Here is a 13,153-nt window from a genome sequence, read left to right on the forward strand (position 1 = left end):
TGCCGGCCCTGTGATCTGATTGTGCACATAATCAGCGGCCATTCATTCGGGATCGACATGGAACTCAGGCACCTGCGCGCGGCGGTCGCCGTCGCCGACCACCTGCACTTCGGCCGGGCCGCCGCCGCGCTCGGCATCGCGCAGCCGCCGCTCAGCCAGAGCATCAAGGCGCTGGAGCTCGAACTCGGCGTGTCCCTGTTCCACCGCGACACCAGGAACGTCCAGCTCACGCGGGCCGGTGAGGCGTTCGTCGCGGACGCGCGCACCGCTCTGTCCGTAGTGGACAGTGCGAGCCGCAAGGCGCGTGCCGTGGGCCGGGGCGAGGAAGGCGCCCTGTCGATCGGCATGGTCGGCTCGTCGCTCCAGCACCCGCTGCCGACGATCATCCGGGAGTTCCGGGCCCGGTACCCGTCGGTCTCCCTGACCTTCACCGTGCTGCCCACGATGCTCCAGGTCGAGCAGCTGCGCACCGCCTCACTCGACCTCGGCCTGCTCCGCCCACCGCTGCCCGGACCGGCCGACGACCTGGAGCTGGTGCCGCTGTCGCGGGAACCGCTGGTCTCGGTGCTGCCGAACGACCACCGGCTGGCCCACCGGCAGCGGGTGCACGTCCGCACCCTCGCGGGCGAGCCGTTCGTCATGTTCCCGCGCCACCTCGGTCCCGGCCTGTACGACGAGATCACGGCGCTGTGCCGACTCGGCGGGTTCACCCCGGAGGTGGTGCAGGAGGCCGTGCAGATGCAGACGATCGTCGGCCTGGTCGCCGCGGGTTGCGGGGTGAGCATCGTGCCGGGGACGGTCGCCGCGCAGGCCCGGCCGGAGGTCGTGTTCGTGCCGCTGAGCCCGACGACCCGGCTGGTCGACCTCGCGATCGCGCTGCCGGTGGCGGGACGTTCCGCGGTCGCGGCCAACTTCGCGGCACTGGCCCGCGACCTCACCGGTCCTCGTCGGCTGCCACGGCCTGGCGCGGTGCTAGCCTGAGCGTGCAAGAGACCCCTTCCACGCGCCGGACGTGTCTGCCGTTGTCACGTGCGGGAAGAGGCGACTCATGCCACGAATCCACGGTCCTGGGCACTTCACCGAAGACCCTTGCTCACAGGTCGTATCGCCCCACGGCATTCCGGTGGACGACCTCGTCTCGGTGCTGCACAAGGAGATCAGGCGAAGCCGCGTCGACAACGCCGTGCTCGCCGCCTACGAGATGTTCACGACCTCGGACGATGTCGCCCGGCACCTGTGGCGGCGCCTGCGGATCATCGCGGTCGAGGACGTGGGGATGGGTCTGCCGCTCGGGCCTGTCCTGATCGACGTGCTCCACCGCAACTCCGACGCCACCCCCGGCGGGGACTGGATGATGGCGTGCCACGCCGTGCGCCTCCTCGCCTCCGCGCCGAAGGACCGCACCAGCTCCGAGCACGCCGATTGGGTCGCCACGAAGGTCGCTCTCGGCGAAGCGCTGGTCGAAGTGCCGGACTACGCCCACTGCGTGCACACCCGCGCCGGCCAGGAGTCGGGCCGCGGTCTGGTGCAGTGGTGGGACAACGGCGCCCGGGTGCACGACGAACTGCCGTCAGCGGATCACCGCTACCGCGACGAACTGATCGAAATCCACCGCCGCGACGAAGCGGAGAACGGGACCGCACCTCGTCCGTCCCGTTGGGCGAAATCCACCGAAGCCTCCGGCCGCTTGGCACACGGACCGCACCGCGCCCGTCCTCAGGACGGACCTTCGTAGCAGGAGGCGACGGCGGCGGCGCGGTCGTGGAGGGCGGTGCGCAACCACTGCGGGCTGAGGGCTTCCGCGTTCGTGGCGAGCTGCCACAGCGCCCACACGGCGTGCCTCTGGTCTTGGAAGGTCACCTCCAGCCGCAGCCAGCCGTCCACATCGGCCTCCTCGGTGAGGACGGCCAGCGCGGTGCCCACCAGGTCCTCCCGCCGCGCCGCTCTCACCCGCACCAGCACGGTGACCTGGTCGTCGCCCGCCCGGAACCGCGTGCTGCGCTCCTGCCACGCCCGGTCCAGGTCGACCCGGTCCGGTCGCTGTGCCGGTTCGGCGAGTTCCTTGGCGGCCGAGATCCGGGACAGCCGGTACGTGCGGTCCTCGCCGGACCTCGTGGCCAGCAGGTAACCCTGGTCCCGCACGGTGACCAGGCCGATCGGGTCCACCGTGCGCCACTTCGCGGGCTGGTCCGCCGCCGCGTAGTGGATGCGCAGCTTGTGTCCGGCGAACACCGCGCGCCGGACCTCCGTCACGATGGCGTCGGGCACCTCCTCGACGACCAGCCGGCGTGAGAGGAGGTCGGTGTCAGGGTCTATGAGCAGTCGCTCGGCCACACCTGCGGCGGTGTCCCGGTGGCTCTCGGGCAGCGCGTCGACCACCTTGAGCATGGCCGAAGCGAGCGCCGAGCCGAGGCCGAACACCTGCGCGCCGCGTCGTGACCCGGCGACCAGCAGGGCAAGGGCCTCGTCGTGGTTCAGCCCGGTCAGCTCGGCCCGGAAACCCGGCAGCAACGCGAACCCGCCGTGCCGGCCGCGTTCGGCGTAGACCGGGACGCCGGCGGCGGACAGCGCCTCGACGTCGCGCAGCACGGTGCGGGTGGACACCCCCAGCTCGTGCGCCAACGCGGGTGCGGACAGCCGGCCGCGTTGGCGCAGCAGCAGGACCAGCGACACCAACCGGTCGGCTCTCACCCTCGAAATTATGCCGGGAATACACGACACAGGATGTCGTGATTCGTTGGGAGGCTTGTCCACACGACGTCGAGGACGGTGGCTGTCGAGCCGATGGACGTCCGCATCCCCGATGAAACGAATGGAGCTGATGTGGCAGTGGAACGAACGGCCGTCAACCCGGTGACGTGGTCGGTGGCGATGGGATTCAACCAGGGTGAGGTCGTCTCCGGGCACACCCGGACCCTGTACTGCTCCGGGCAGACCGCGACGGGCGACGACGGCAGGCCCCAGCACGCCGGTGACATGGCGGTGCAGTTGGCGCTGAGCGTCGACAACCTGGAGGCCGTGCTCGCCGAGGCCGGCATGTCCCTCGCGAACCTCGTCCGGCTCAACGTCTACACGACGGACGTCGACCTGCTGTTCCCGCACTACGGCGTGCTGGCGTCGCGGTTGGGCGCCGCCGGGGTCGCACCGGCCACCACGATGCTCGGGGTGGCGCGGCTGGCGATCCCGGACCTGATGGTGGAACTCGAAGGGACCGCCGTGGCGTGATGCGCCCCCGCCGGGTCCGGTAGCCCGAGGAGTCGGGAAGCGTTCGCGAGCCCGAGTCCACCTTCCTGCACCACCAGGATCCTCGGCAGTGCCGACCGCACGGTGATCGTGTCGGCGCTGCCGAGTGGTGGGATCGCCGATGGGGTGACCGGGGAGCGCCGAGATGCGCCTGGGGCGATGGCCACCTGGTCGCGGCGCGAGGTGCGCGAGATGCCGGTGGACACCTGCGACCCGGCTGCGGTCACCGCCGTGATCAGGGAGGTCACCGCAGACCAATTCCCTTGATGTCGTCGGCCACCGCTTGATCGTGACCGCGTCACCTCGACGGAAGTGGCCTGACCAGGCGTTCCAGGACGGTGACCGCTGCGCCGGGACCGTCTTCGGCCGCGACGCGGGCGCCCAGGGCGCGGGCCGCCGAGGCTCGGGGCAGGGCGGCGCGCAGGGCTTCGACCAGGACGTCGACCGTCACCCGGTCACGGGCCGGGGTCGCGGTGCCGACACCCAGTCGGGTGACGCGGCGTCCCCAGAAGAACTGGTCGGCGAAGAACGGCACGACCACCGACGGGATGCCGGCCAACACCGCCGCGGCCGTGGTGCCGGCGCCGCCGTGGTGGACGGCGGCGGCGCAGCGGGGGAACAGCACGCGGTGCGGGACGTCGCCGACGACCAGCACGTCGTCGGTGGTGTCGGCGGGCCTCAGGCCGCTCCAGCCGGACGACAGCACGGCACGCCTGCCCACCCGGCGCGCGGCCGTGAGCAGCAGTTCGGCGGCGGCGGACGGGTCCTGGTCGGACATGCTGCCGAAGCCCAGGTACACCGGGGGTTCGCCGGCGGCCAGGAAGTCGGCCAAGGCCGGCGGCAAGGCGGCGTCCGCATCGACGTCGGCGAACCAGTAGCCGGTGACGTGGTCGGTCGGCGTCCAGTCCTGCGGGGGCGGGACCACGGCGGGGCTGAAGCCGTACAGGCGGGGTGGTCTGCGCCGCGGCGGCGGTGTGCGGCGCGGCAGCGGTGGGAGGCCCAGGCCGGCGCGCTGCTCGTCCAGGAGTGGCCGGAAGGCCCGCCACAGCAGGGCCTCGGAGAACCGCCAGGTGGCGTGGTTGAGCACGGCGGGCACGGGCGTGGGCATGGCGGTCATCGGGAACGCCCGGGTCGGTGTGTTCGGGGACAGGTGCGCGGCCACGACGGGCACGCCCAGGTGTTCGGCAACGGTGGGGCCGAACGCGACCAGGGTGGAGTAGACGACGATGTCCGCGTCGTCGCACGCGTCGATCGCCGCCGTCAGCGACGCGCGCAACTCGGGACCGACCACCTCGCGCAGCCGGCGGACCAGGGTGACCGGGTTCCGCGCGGCGAGCAGCGCCCGGCCCTCGGGCCCGGCGAGGGTCGCTTTGGGATCGCCGGGCAGCTCCGCGAACGCCGACCCGGCGGCCCGCACGACGGGTTCGAACTCGCGGTGCGTCACGAGCCGCACGCTGTGCCCGGCCGCGCGCAGCCGTCCGCCCAAGGCGAGGAACGGCTCGACGTCACCCCTCGACCCGGCGGTCAGCACGGACACCCGCATCGGCACCTCCCCCACGACGGACGGCAAGGGTAGCGCCGGAGATCAAGACCGCCGCGCGGGCCGGCGCGGTGTTCGGCGCACCCGGCGCGGTCCGGCCGCCGGCACATCGAAAGCCCTGGTCACGTAGGGGCATTCGACCCTGGTGATTCCGATGATTCGGGGATCAGAATTGTTCGTCGTCCATTTGTGAGGGAGGGGACGATGACTCCACCCAGCGACCCCGGCGAAGTGATCGGCAGCGGCCAGTTCCGCGTCGGCGTCGAACCCAGGACAGGCCTCATCCGAACGCAGACCGAAGGCGTGAAAGCCGTCCAGTACACCGTGGTCGACGGCGAGCCGCTGGTCGAGGGCGACATCGTGCTCACCCTCGTCCAGGAAGGCGACGTCCACCCGGAAGGCGTGGTCATCCCCGGCGCGCAGTTCCGCTGGCCCGGCGGGCGGGTGCCCTTCGAGATCGACCCGAACCTGCCGAACCAGGCCCGCGTGCACAGCGCCGTCGCGCACTGGGAGCGCAACACCCGAATTCGGCTGGTCCCCCGCGACCCGGCCAATGCGAACCACCGGAACTTCATCCGCTTCCAGCCCGGTGGAGGGTGCAGTTCGCCGGTCGGCATGCGCGGAGACCAGCAGAACATCACGCTGGCCGCCGGCTGTGAGACCGGGGCGACGATCCACGAGGTCGGGCACAGCGTCGGCCTGTGGCACGAGCAGAGCCGGGAGGACCGCAACGCGTTCGTCACGATCGACCGGACGAACATCCAGCAGCAGAGCGCGCACAACTTCAACCAGCACATCACCGACGGCGACGACGTCGGGCCGTACGACTACCACTCGATCATGCACTACCCGCGCCGCGCCTTCGCGATCGACACCACGCGGGACACGATCACCCCGACGCAGAACGTCGAGATCGGCCAACGGGAAGGGCTCAGCCCCGGCGACTGCGCGGCGGTGCGGTCCATGTACCGCGACCTCGAACCGGCCGCGACGTTCCGCGGTGTGCAGTTCACCGGCTCGGTGCCCGCCAACACGACCAAGCGCTGGTTCACCCACAGCTGGCCCGCGCACTGGTACGTGGTGTGGACGGTGGTGCCCACCGCGCCCGCGGTCGACGGCCCGGCGCAGGTGGAGTGGACCGTGCAGGTCACCCGTCAGTCCGGTGGACTGCTCAAGTACTTCCTCGCCATCAAGAACCTGACGGGCGGGCAGGTCGAGATCCAGGCCCGCTACGACGTGCTCGGCTGGTCGCCGGACGCGCTCTGAGAGGAGCACGACATGAGTGCCGAACTCGACGGCGGAGCCGCACCCGCGTCGCTGGACGAGCTGGTCGTCGTCGACTCGCTCACCGCACCGGCCGACGACGGCGGGGCCGCGCCGCAGGACGACACCACCGATGTCGCCGGAGCGCCGGCGACCCTGGCGGAGACCGAGGACGCGGGTCCCGCACCCGCGCCGGACGACTGAAGGGGGAGATCCCGATGAGACTTGGAGTGCAGTTCCGAGGGCAGGTGCCCGGCGGGACGTCGCGGCGCTGGTTCACCCACAGCTGGCCCGAGGACTGGCGGGTGGTGTGGCTGGTCGTGCCGACGTGGCCGATGGTCGACGGCGCCGCGCAGATCGAGTGGAAGGTGCAGGTCGACCGGCAGGCCGCCGGGTTGATCAAGTACTTCATCGAGATCCGCAACCTCACCGGCGGCCCGGTCGACATCGAAGCCCGGTTCGCCGTGCTGAACTAGACCCGTGCGCATCGCCGGAGTCGTGGTGGTCCCCGCGGGCACGCCCGCGTTCGGCCGGGCGGTCCTGCGGGTGCGCCTGGAAGACGTGTCGCTCGCCGACGCCCCCGCGGTCACGAGAGCCGAGTACAGCGGTGAGGTCTTCCGCGACGACACCGGCGAGCAGCACCTGCCGTTCCACCTCGACGTCCCCGCCGGCCCCGACGTCGGCGGAACGCTGAACGTGGCCGCCCACGTCGACCTGCGCGGCGGGAACCGGGTCCACCGCGGTGATCTGGTCACGACCGCCGCCCTGCCACCGTCACCGCACATGGTCGTCTCCGTCGAACCTGCGTAGCCGGCGAACGGTTTAGGATTTCCGCCGTGACCGCATCCTCGGCCGTGCACGACACCAGGACCGCCTACGACGCCGTCGCGCCCCTCTACGCCGAACTCTTCAGCGACATGCTCGACACCAGGCCGCTGGAACGCGCGCTGCTGGCCGCCTTCGCGGAACTCGTGCGGGACCACGACGCCGGACCGGTCGCCGACATCGGCTGCGGTCCAGGCCACGTCACGGCGCACCTGAGCGCCCTCGGGCCGACGACCTTCGGCGTCGACCTGTCCCCGGCGATGATCGCCCTGGCCCGCGAAGCGCATCCCTACCTGCGGTTCGACGAGGGGTCGATGAGCGCGCTGGACCTCGCCGACGGTGTCCTCGGCGGCATCCTCGCCCTGTACTCGATCATCCACGCAGAACCGCAGGCGCTGCCGGCCGTGTTCACCGAGTTCCGGAGGGTCCTGGCGCCGGGCGGCCACCTGCTGCTCGGGTTCTTCGCCGGTGACGACCCGCTGCCGCGCGAGTTCGACCACAAGGTCACGCTCGCCTACCGGTGGTCGCCCGACAGCCTCGCGGAACTGCTGCGGCAGGCCGGTTTCGTCGAGGTCGCCCGGCTGGTGCGCGAGCCGCGCGAAGACGAGCGGTTCCAGCAGGCCCACTTGCTGGTCCGCAAGCCCCAGGAGCCGTGACCGCCCGGACGCGGAGATCCGGGGCGGCGGTTTCGGCTCAGCCCGCCCACCAGTAGCGCTCGCGCTGGAAGGCGTAGGTCGGCAACGGGACGCGGGCGGCACCCGTGCCCTCGAAGATCGGCGCCCAGTCGACCGTGAGACCGGCGCAGTGGACCTCGGCCAGGCCTCCCAGCGTCCGGCGCAGCTCGGCGTCGTCGCCGGCCTGAGGAGCGAGCAACACGGTGCTGACACCGTCGAACCGCTCGGCTCCGTCCGGCGGTCCCAGTTCGAGCACCAGCGTGGTCCCCCGCTCCCGCACGGCCTCGGCCGGAGGCACACCGTCCCGGCGGACCCCGTAGTCCGGTCCGGCCGCCTGGCTCGGGATCAAGGGGAGGCGGGGCGCGGTGAAGGTGACGTCCGGGAGGTCGTCCTCGGAGACCGCGAGCAGAACGGCGTCGGACAACGTGAGCACGCCCGCGACGTGCGCCGCGACCACCTCGCCCGTGCCGCGACCGGTCACCGCGTCGGGCCTCAGCCCGCAGGCTTCCACCAGCCGGTACAGCGCGACTTCCTGCGCCAACAGCCACAGCTCCGCCGCGACGCCGGTCAGCGCTCCCGGTGCGTCGCGCAGGGACGTGTCCAGGTGCTTCTCGGCCTCGGCCGCCGCCTCGTCGAACGCGCGGGCGTAGACGGGGAACGTCCGGTACAGCTCCTGCCCGGCCGCGAACCACCCCGCGCCGGTGCCGGGGAACAGGAACACGGTCTCGTGGTCGGCCTTGGCCACGGCCGCAGTCGAACCCTGGGCCAGCGCGGACAACCCGGCCACGAGCTGATCGCGGTCCGCACCGAGGACGACCGTCCGGCACTCCAGGGAAGACCGGGTGGTCGCCAACGAGAACCCGATGTCCTCGACCGCCGCCCCGGGGTGCGCCTCGACGTGGGACAGCAGCCGATCCGCTTGCGCGGCCAGCGCTTCCGGCGTCCGGGCGGACACCGGCCACGGGATCAGCGGCAGGCTCCGCGCGTGGTCCGCCTCCTCCGCGGTCTCTGCGGGAGGTGCCTGCTCCAAGATGATGTGCGCGTTGGTGCCGGAGATGCCGAACGACGTCACCGCGCACCGCCTCGGGTGGCCGCGGTCCGGCCACGGCACGTTCTCGGTGACGAGCGCGATCGTGCCCGTCGACCAGTCGACGTCCGGGGACGGTTCGTCCACGTGCAGCGTCCGCGGCACGACACCGTGCCGCATCGCCTGCACCATCTTGATCACCCCGGCGACCCCGCTGGCCGACTGCGCGTGCCCGATGTTGGACTTGACGCTCCCGATCAGCAGCGGCTCGTCGGCGGGCCGGCCGACGCCGTAGCCCGCGATCATCGCGTTGGCCTCGATCGAGTCGCCCAGCCGGGTGCCCGAGCCGTGCGCCTCGACCACGTCCACCTCGTCCGGGCCGATGCCGGAGTCGGCGAGCGCCTGCCGGATGCCGCGCCGCTGGGTGTGCCCGCTTGGCGCGGTGAGCCCGTTCGACGCGCCCGCCCGGTTGACCGCCGAGCCCCGGATGAGGCCGAGGACGCGGTGGCCGTTGGCACGCGCGCGGGACAGCCGTTCCAGCACCAGCACGCCGACGCCCTCGCTCCACCCCGACCCGTCGGCCGCGGCGGCGAACGCCTTGCAGCGCCCGTCCGGTGCCAACCCGATGGCACCGGCGAAGTCCGTGTACATGTGGGGTGTCGCGTTCACCGCCACGCCGCCCGCCAACGCCAGGTCGCTCTCCCCCAGCCGCAGCGACTGGCACGCCCAGTGCAGGGCGACCAGGGACGCCGAGCACGCGGTGTCCACCGTGGCCGCCGGACCTTCCAGGCCGAGCTCGTAGGCGACGCGGCCCGCGATGACGCTGCCCGTGACGCCCGCGACCAGGTTCTCGTCGGGGACCAGCGCGTTGTGGGCGGTGACGGCGTACAGGCGGTAGAAGGCCCCGATGAACACGCCGGTCTGGGTGCCGCGCACCGAGTGCGGGTCGATGCCCGCGTCCTCCAGCGCCTCCCAGGAGGTCTCCAGCAACAGCCGCTGCTGCGGGTCGGTGGCCAGCGCCGCCTCCGGCGTCATCCCGAAGAAGCCCGCGTCGAAGTCACCGGCGTCGTGGAGGAAGCCGCCCGCCGCCTGCCGCATCCGGCCGACGGCGGTCCTGCCCGGATCACCGTCGGGGAACCAGCCGCGGTCGTCGGGCGGTTCGGAGACCGCGTCGGTCCCGGACTCGACCAGGTCCCAGAGCTCGTCCGGTGACGAGGCGCCGCCCGGGTACCGGCAGCCCATGCCGACGATCGCGATCGGCTCGCGGACGGCGTCCTGCGCCTCCCGCAGCCTGGCGCGGGTGACCTGCAACTCGGTGGACACCCGCTTGAGGTAGTCCCGCAGCTTGTCGACGTTGTCGGTCACGTGACCATCCCCTTCGGGGCGCTAGAGACCCAGCTCGTCTTCGACGAACTTGAACAGCTCGTCGTCGGTCGCGTCGGTCAGGTCCGTCACCTCCGCGGTGGTGGCCCGCGCACGCAGCCTGGCCGCGATGTCGTCGAGCCGGTCCAGCGCACCGGCGATCCCGGCGCCGTCGATCCCGGCGACCCACGCCTCCAGGTGGTCGACCGGGTGGCCGCCGGTCGGCTGGACCCGCGCCAGCACCCGCTCGCACAGGTGCCGGGCGAGCGCGTCGGGGGTGGCGTAGTCGAAGATCGCCGTCGGTGGCAGCTTGACGCCGGTGGCCGCCGAGAGCTTGCGGCCCATCCGCACGACGGCCATCGAGTCGAACCCGATGCTCTGGAACGTCGACTCCAACGGCACCTCGGCCGGGTCGGCGTACCCCAGCACCGCGGCGGCGGCCTGCCGGACGGTCTGGCGCAGCAGCTTCACCCGGTCGCTGTCGGGCAGGTCGAGCAGCCGTTCGAGCAGCGCGGCGGAGGTGTCCTCGGCTTCGTCGTCCGCGGTGTCGGTGACGATCCGGTCGAGGAACCGGCTGCCGCGCAGGGAGGCGAACGCGGGGGCGAAGTCCTCCCACCTGATGTCGGCGACGACCAGAGACGTCTCGTCGCGTTCCAACGCCCCGTGCAGCTCGTGCAGGGCGAGCGCCGGGGTCATGCCCACGATGCCGCGGCGGCGCAGTTCCCGGCCGACCTCGTCGGCACCCATGCCCTCACCCGCCCACGCACCCCAGGCGACCGACGTGGCCGGGACGCCGCGGCGGCGCAGGTCGTGGACGAAGGCGTCGAGGTAGGCGTTGGCGGCGGCGTACCCGGCGAGCAGCCCGCTCCCCCACACGCCCGCGCCCGACGAGTAGGTCACGAAGGCGTCCAGGTCCGACCCGAGCACCCGGCTGAGGTTCTCGACGCCGACGACCTTCGCCGCGTTCTCCTCGGCCAGCGAGTCGAGGGTGATCTCGTCCACCGGGACCGGACGGCCGACCCCGGCGGCGTGGATCACGGTCCGGATCGGCGGCATGGTCGTCCGCATCCGGTCGACCAGCCCGGACACGGCGTCGAGGTCGGCCACGTCGCACGCCTCGACCGTCACGGCGACCCCGCTCGCCACGAGTTCGGCCTCCAGTTCGGCCGCGCCCGCCGCATCCCTGCCGCGCCGGCTGACGAGGACCAGGTGCTCGACGCCGCTGCGTGCCAGCCAGCGGGCGATGTGCCCGCCGAGCGCGCCGGTGCCGCCGGTGACCAGCGCGGTGCCGGTGGGCGTCCAGGCTCGGGTGGCCACGGCGGGCGCGTCGTCCCGGATCAGCCTGCGGACGAACACCCCCGACGGTCGGACCGCCACCTGGTCCTCGCCGTCCGGGTTGCCCAGCACCGACACGAGTCCCTGGACGGCGGAATCGTCGAGGGTCGCGGGCAGGTCGAGCAGACCTCCCCAGCGGTGCGGGCACTCCAAGGCCACGACCCGACCGAAGCCCCAGATCGCCGCCTGGGCGGGATCGCCCGGGTCGTCGGCCGTTGCCCGCACCGCGTCCCTGGTGATCACCCACAACGGCGCGTCCAGCCCGACATCGCCGAGCGCCTGGGTCAGCAGGACGGTCGACGCGAGACCTTGGCTGACTCCCGGGTGCCCGGCGCGGGCGTCGTCGGCGGTGGACAGCAGCGACAGCACGCCGTCGAAGGCGTTCCCGAGCTCGCGGAGTCGGTCGGCGGTGGATCGGCGGTCGGCGTTCGCCACGTCGAGTTCCACGACGGTGGCGGTGAACGCGCCGACGATCCCCCGCGTCCAGTCGTCCGCCGACCCGCTCGGCACGACGACCAGCCAGTGGCCGCGCGCCTCGGACGGGAGGGCGTCGTACCGGGTCCACTCGACCTGGTAGCGCCAGGAACCCGAGGAGCCCTCGTCGCGGTGCTTCCGCCGCCACTCGGACAGCAGGTCGAGGACGGCGGGGACCGAATCGCGCCGGTCGTCCTCGACCGAGAGCGCCTTGGCCAGGCCGTCCACGTCCTCGCGGTCAACCGACTCCCACAGCGCGGTCTCGGCCTTGCCGTGCTTCGGGGTGGTCGAGGTGTCCGGGTCGATCCAGAACCGCTCGTGCTCGAAGGCGTAGGTCGGCAGCTCGACCCGTCGGGGAGCGCGGTCGGCGAACAGCGGCGACCAGTCGACGGCGGCACCCGTGGTGTGCGCGTGCGCCGCGTTCTCCAGGAACGCGTCGAGGCCGCCCGCGTCGCGCCGCAGCGTGGCGACGACGGCCGCCCGGCCGTGTGCCTCGGCGGTCTGCTCCAGCGGGAGGTTCAGCACGGGGTGGGGGCTGACCTCGATGAACGTCGTGTAGCCGTGGTCGAGCATCGTGCGGACCGTCTGGTGCAGGTGCACCGGCTCGCGCAGGTTCCGGTACCAGTACTCCGCGCCGAGGGTGGTGGCGTCGAACGCGATGGGATCGGTGTCGCCGGTGTTGACCGTCGAGTGGAAGCTCACGACGCCAGGACCCGGCTGGATCGGGGCCAACCGGTCGACGAGGTCGGCGCGCAGGGACTCGACGTGCGGCGAGTGTGAGGCGTAGTCCACCGGCACCCACCGGGCCCACACGTTCTCCGCCTGGCACTGCTCCACCAGTTCGACCAACGCCTCGCGGTCCCCGGACAGGGTGACGGCGGCGGGGCCGTTGACCGCGGCGATCCCGACGCGGCCCGGCCACCGCGCGATCCGCGCTTGGACGCGGTCCAACTGCTCCGTGAGGGACACCATGGCGCCGCCGTTGCCGGTGGTGTGGTCGAGCAGGAGTCGGCTGCGGACGGCGACGACCCGTGCCGCGTCGTCCAGCGACAACGCGCCGGCGACGCAGGCGGCGGCGATCTCCCCCTGCGAATGGCCCACCACCCCGTCCGGGTGCACGCCGTAGGACTCCCACAGGGCCGCCAACGACACCATCACCGCGAACAGCACCGGCTGCACCACGTCCACCCGGTCCAACCCCGGAGCACCCTGCACGCCGCGGACCACGTCGAGCAACGACCACTCCACATACGGCGAGAGTGCCTCGGCGCAGTCGCGCATGCGGTCGGCGAACACCGGAGCCGACTCCAACAACTCCACCGCCATGCCCTGCCACTGCGCACCCTGACCCGGGAACACGAACGCCACCCGACCCGCCGGCAGCGCCTCACCCACCACCACCCGGTCCGA

The 13,153-nt window shown here is 72.4% G+C and carries 11 protein-coding genes and 1 pseudogene; 8 read left to right on the forward strand and 4 right to left on the reverse strand.

Annotated features, from left to right (window positions below; all coding sequences use genetic code 11):
* Positions 1–57: 57 nt before the first annotated feature.
* Entirely contained in the window at positions 58–981 is a 924-nt protein-coding gene (locus OQ02_RS44445; protein ID WP_051773308.1) for a LysR substrate-binding domain-containing protein, read from the forward strand.
* A gap of 142 nt (positions 982–1,123) precedes the next feature.
* Positions 1,124–1,735: a hypothetical protein gene (locus OQ02_RS37715; RefSeq protein WP_051773310.1), complete on the forward strand. Its 612-nt coding sequence runs from the start codon at positions 1,124–1,126 to the stop codon at positions 1,733–1,735.
* On the opposite strand, the gene OQ02_RS37720 is transcribed toward OQ02_RS37715, so the two are convergent.
* The gene (locus tag OQ02_RS37720) at positions 1,717–2,691 is read right to left on the reverse strand and encodes a helix-turn-helix transcriptional regulator (RefSeq protein ID WP_033443479.1); all 975 of its coding nucleotides are present in this window, start codon (positions 2,689–2,691) and stop codon (positions 1,717–1,719) included. The two genes, OQ02_RS37715 and OQ02_RS37720, sit on opposite strands and share 19 nt — an antisense overlap.
* Before the next feature lie 138 nt (positions 2,692–2,829).
* On the opposite strand from OQ02_RS37720, the gene OQ02_RS37725 reads away from it, so the two are divergent.
* Complete coding sequence (locus OQ02_RS37725) at positions 2,830–3,225, forward strand: RidA family protein (protein WP_033443480.1); 396 nt, start codon at positions 2,830–2,832, stop codon at positions 3,223–3,225.
* 316 nt (positions 3,226–3,541) lie between these two features.
* Here OQ02_RS37725 and OQ02_RS37735 read toward each other — a convergent pair whose 3' ends face one another.
* Positions 3,542–4,786, reverse strand: coding sequence for a glycosyltransferase (locus OQ02_RS37735; protein ID WP_033443482.1), 1,245 nt, complete (start codon positions 4,784–4,786; stop codon positions 3,542–3,544).
* A gap of 201 nt (positions 4,787–4,987) precedes the next feature.
* Here OQ02_RS37735 and OQ02_RS37740 point away from each other — a divergent pair, with 201 nt between their 5' ends.
* The 5 genes from OQ02_RS37740 to OQ02_RS37760 are packed head-to-tail and all read left to right on the forward strand — an operon-like array spanning position 4,988 to position 7,527.
* On the forward strand, positions 4,988–6,049 hold the full coding sequence (locus tag OQ02_RS37740; RefSeq protein WP_081916233.1) for a M12 family metallopeptidase: 1,062 nt from the start codon (positions 4,988–4,990) through the stop codon (positions 6,047–6,049).
* A gap of 12 nt (positions 6,050–6,061) precedes the next feature.
* Complete coding sequence (locus tag OQ02_RS37745) at positions 6,062–6,250, forward strand: hypothetical protein (RefSeq protein WP_033443483.1); 189 nt, start codon at positions 6,062–6,064, stop codon at positions 6,248–6,250.
* 14 nt (positions 6,251–6,264) lie between these two features.
* Positions 6,265–6,522 carry a hypothetical protein gene (locus OQ02_RS37750; RefSeq protein WP_033443484.1) on the forward strand — a complete coding sequence of 86 codons (258 nt, stop codon included), beginning with the start codon at positions 6,265–6,267 and terminating at the stop codon, positions 6,520–6,522.
* A gap of 4 nt (positions 6,523–6,526) precedes the next feature.
* A complete protein-coding gene (locus OQ02_RS37755) occupies positions 6,527–6,856 on the forward strand; it encodes a YbaY family lipoprotein (RefSeq protein ID WP_033443485.1) in 330 nt (109 codons plus the stop codon).
* Between the two features lie 26 nt (positions 6,857–6,882).
* The gene (locus tag OQ02_RS37760) at positions 6,883–7,527 is read left to right on the forward strand and encodes a class I SAM-dependent DNA methyltransferase (protein WP_033443486.1); all 645 of its coding nucleotides are present in this window, start codon (positions 6,883–6,885) and stop codon (positions 7,525–7,527) included.
* Positions 7,528–7,564: 37 nt separating this feature from the next.
* On the opposite strand, the pseudogene OQ02_RS37765 reads toward OQ02_RS37760, so the two are convergent.
* Positions 7,565–9,916: pseudogene (locus OQ02_RS37765) on the reverse strand (type I polyketide synthase); the annotation flags it as partial.
* A gap of 42 nt (positions 9,917–9,958) precedes the next feature.
* Positions 9,959–13,153 (reverse strand): type I polyketide synthase (locus tag OQ02_RS37770; protein ID WP_033443496.1); only part of this gene is annotated, 3,195 nt, incomplete at its 5' end.

The organism is Saccharothrix sp. NRRL B-16314 (assembly GCF_000716595.1).
GTDB lineage: Bacteria > Actinomycetota > Actinomycetes > Mycobacteriales > Pseudonocardiaceae > Actinosynnema.

Bases quoted from the DNA above. Each gene is read 5' to 3' on its own strand.
- OQ02_RS37750 (WP_033443484.1), top strand. From the start codon at position 6,265: ATGAGACTTGGAGTGCAGTTCCGAGGGCAGGTGCCCGGCGGGACGTCG.
- OQ02_RS37745 (WP_033443483.1), top strand. From the start codon at position 6,062: ATGAGTGCCGAACTCGACGGCGGAGCCGCACCCGCGTCGCTGGACGAG.
- OQ02_RS44445 (WP_051773308.1), top strand. From the start codon at position 58: ATGGAACTCAGGCACCTGCGCGCGGCGGTCGCCGTCGCCGACCACCTG.
- OQ02_RS37740 (WP_081916233.1), top strand. From the start codon at position 4,988: ATGACTCCACCCAGCGACCCCGGCGAAGTGATCGGCAGCGGCCAGTTC.
- OQ02_RS37735 (WP_033443482.1), bottom strand. From the start codon at position 4,786: ATGCGGGTGTCCGTGCTGACCGCCGGGTCGAGGGGTGACGTCGAGCCG.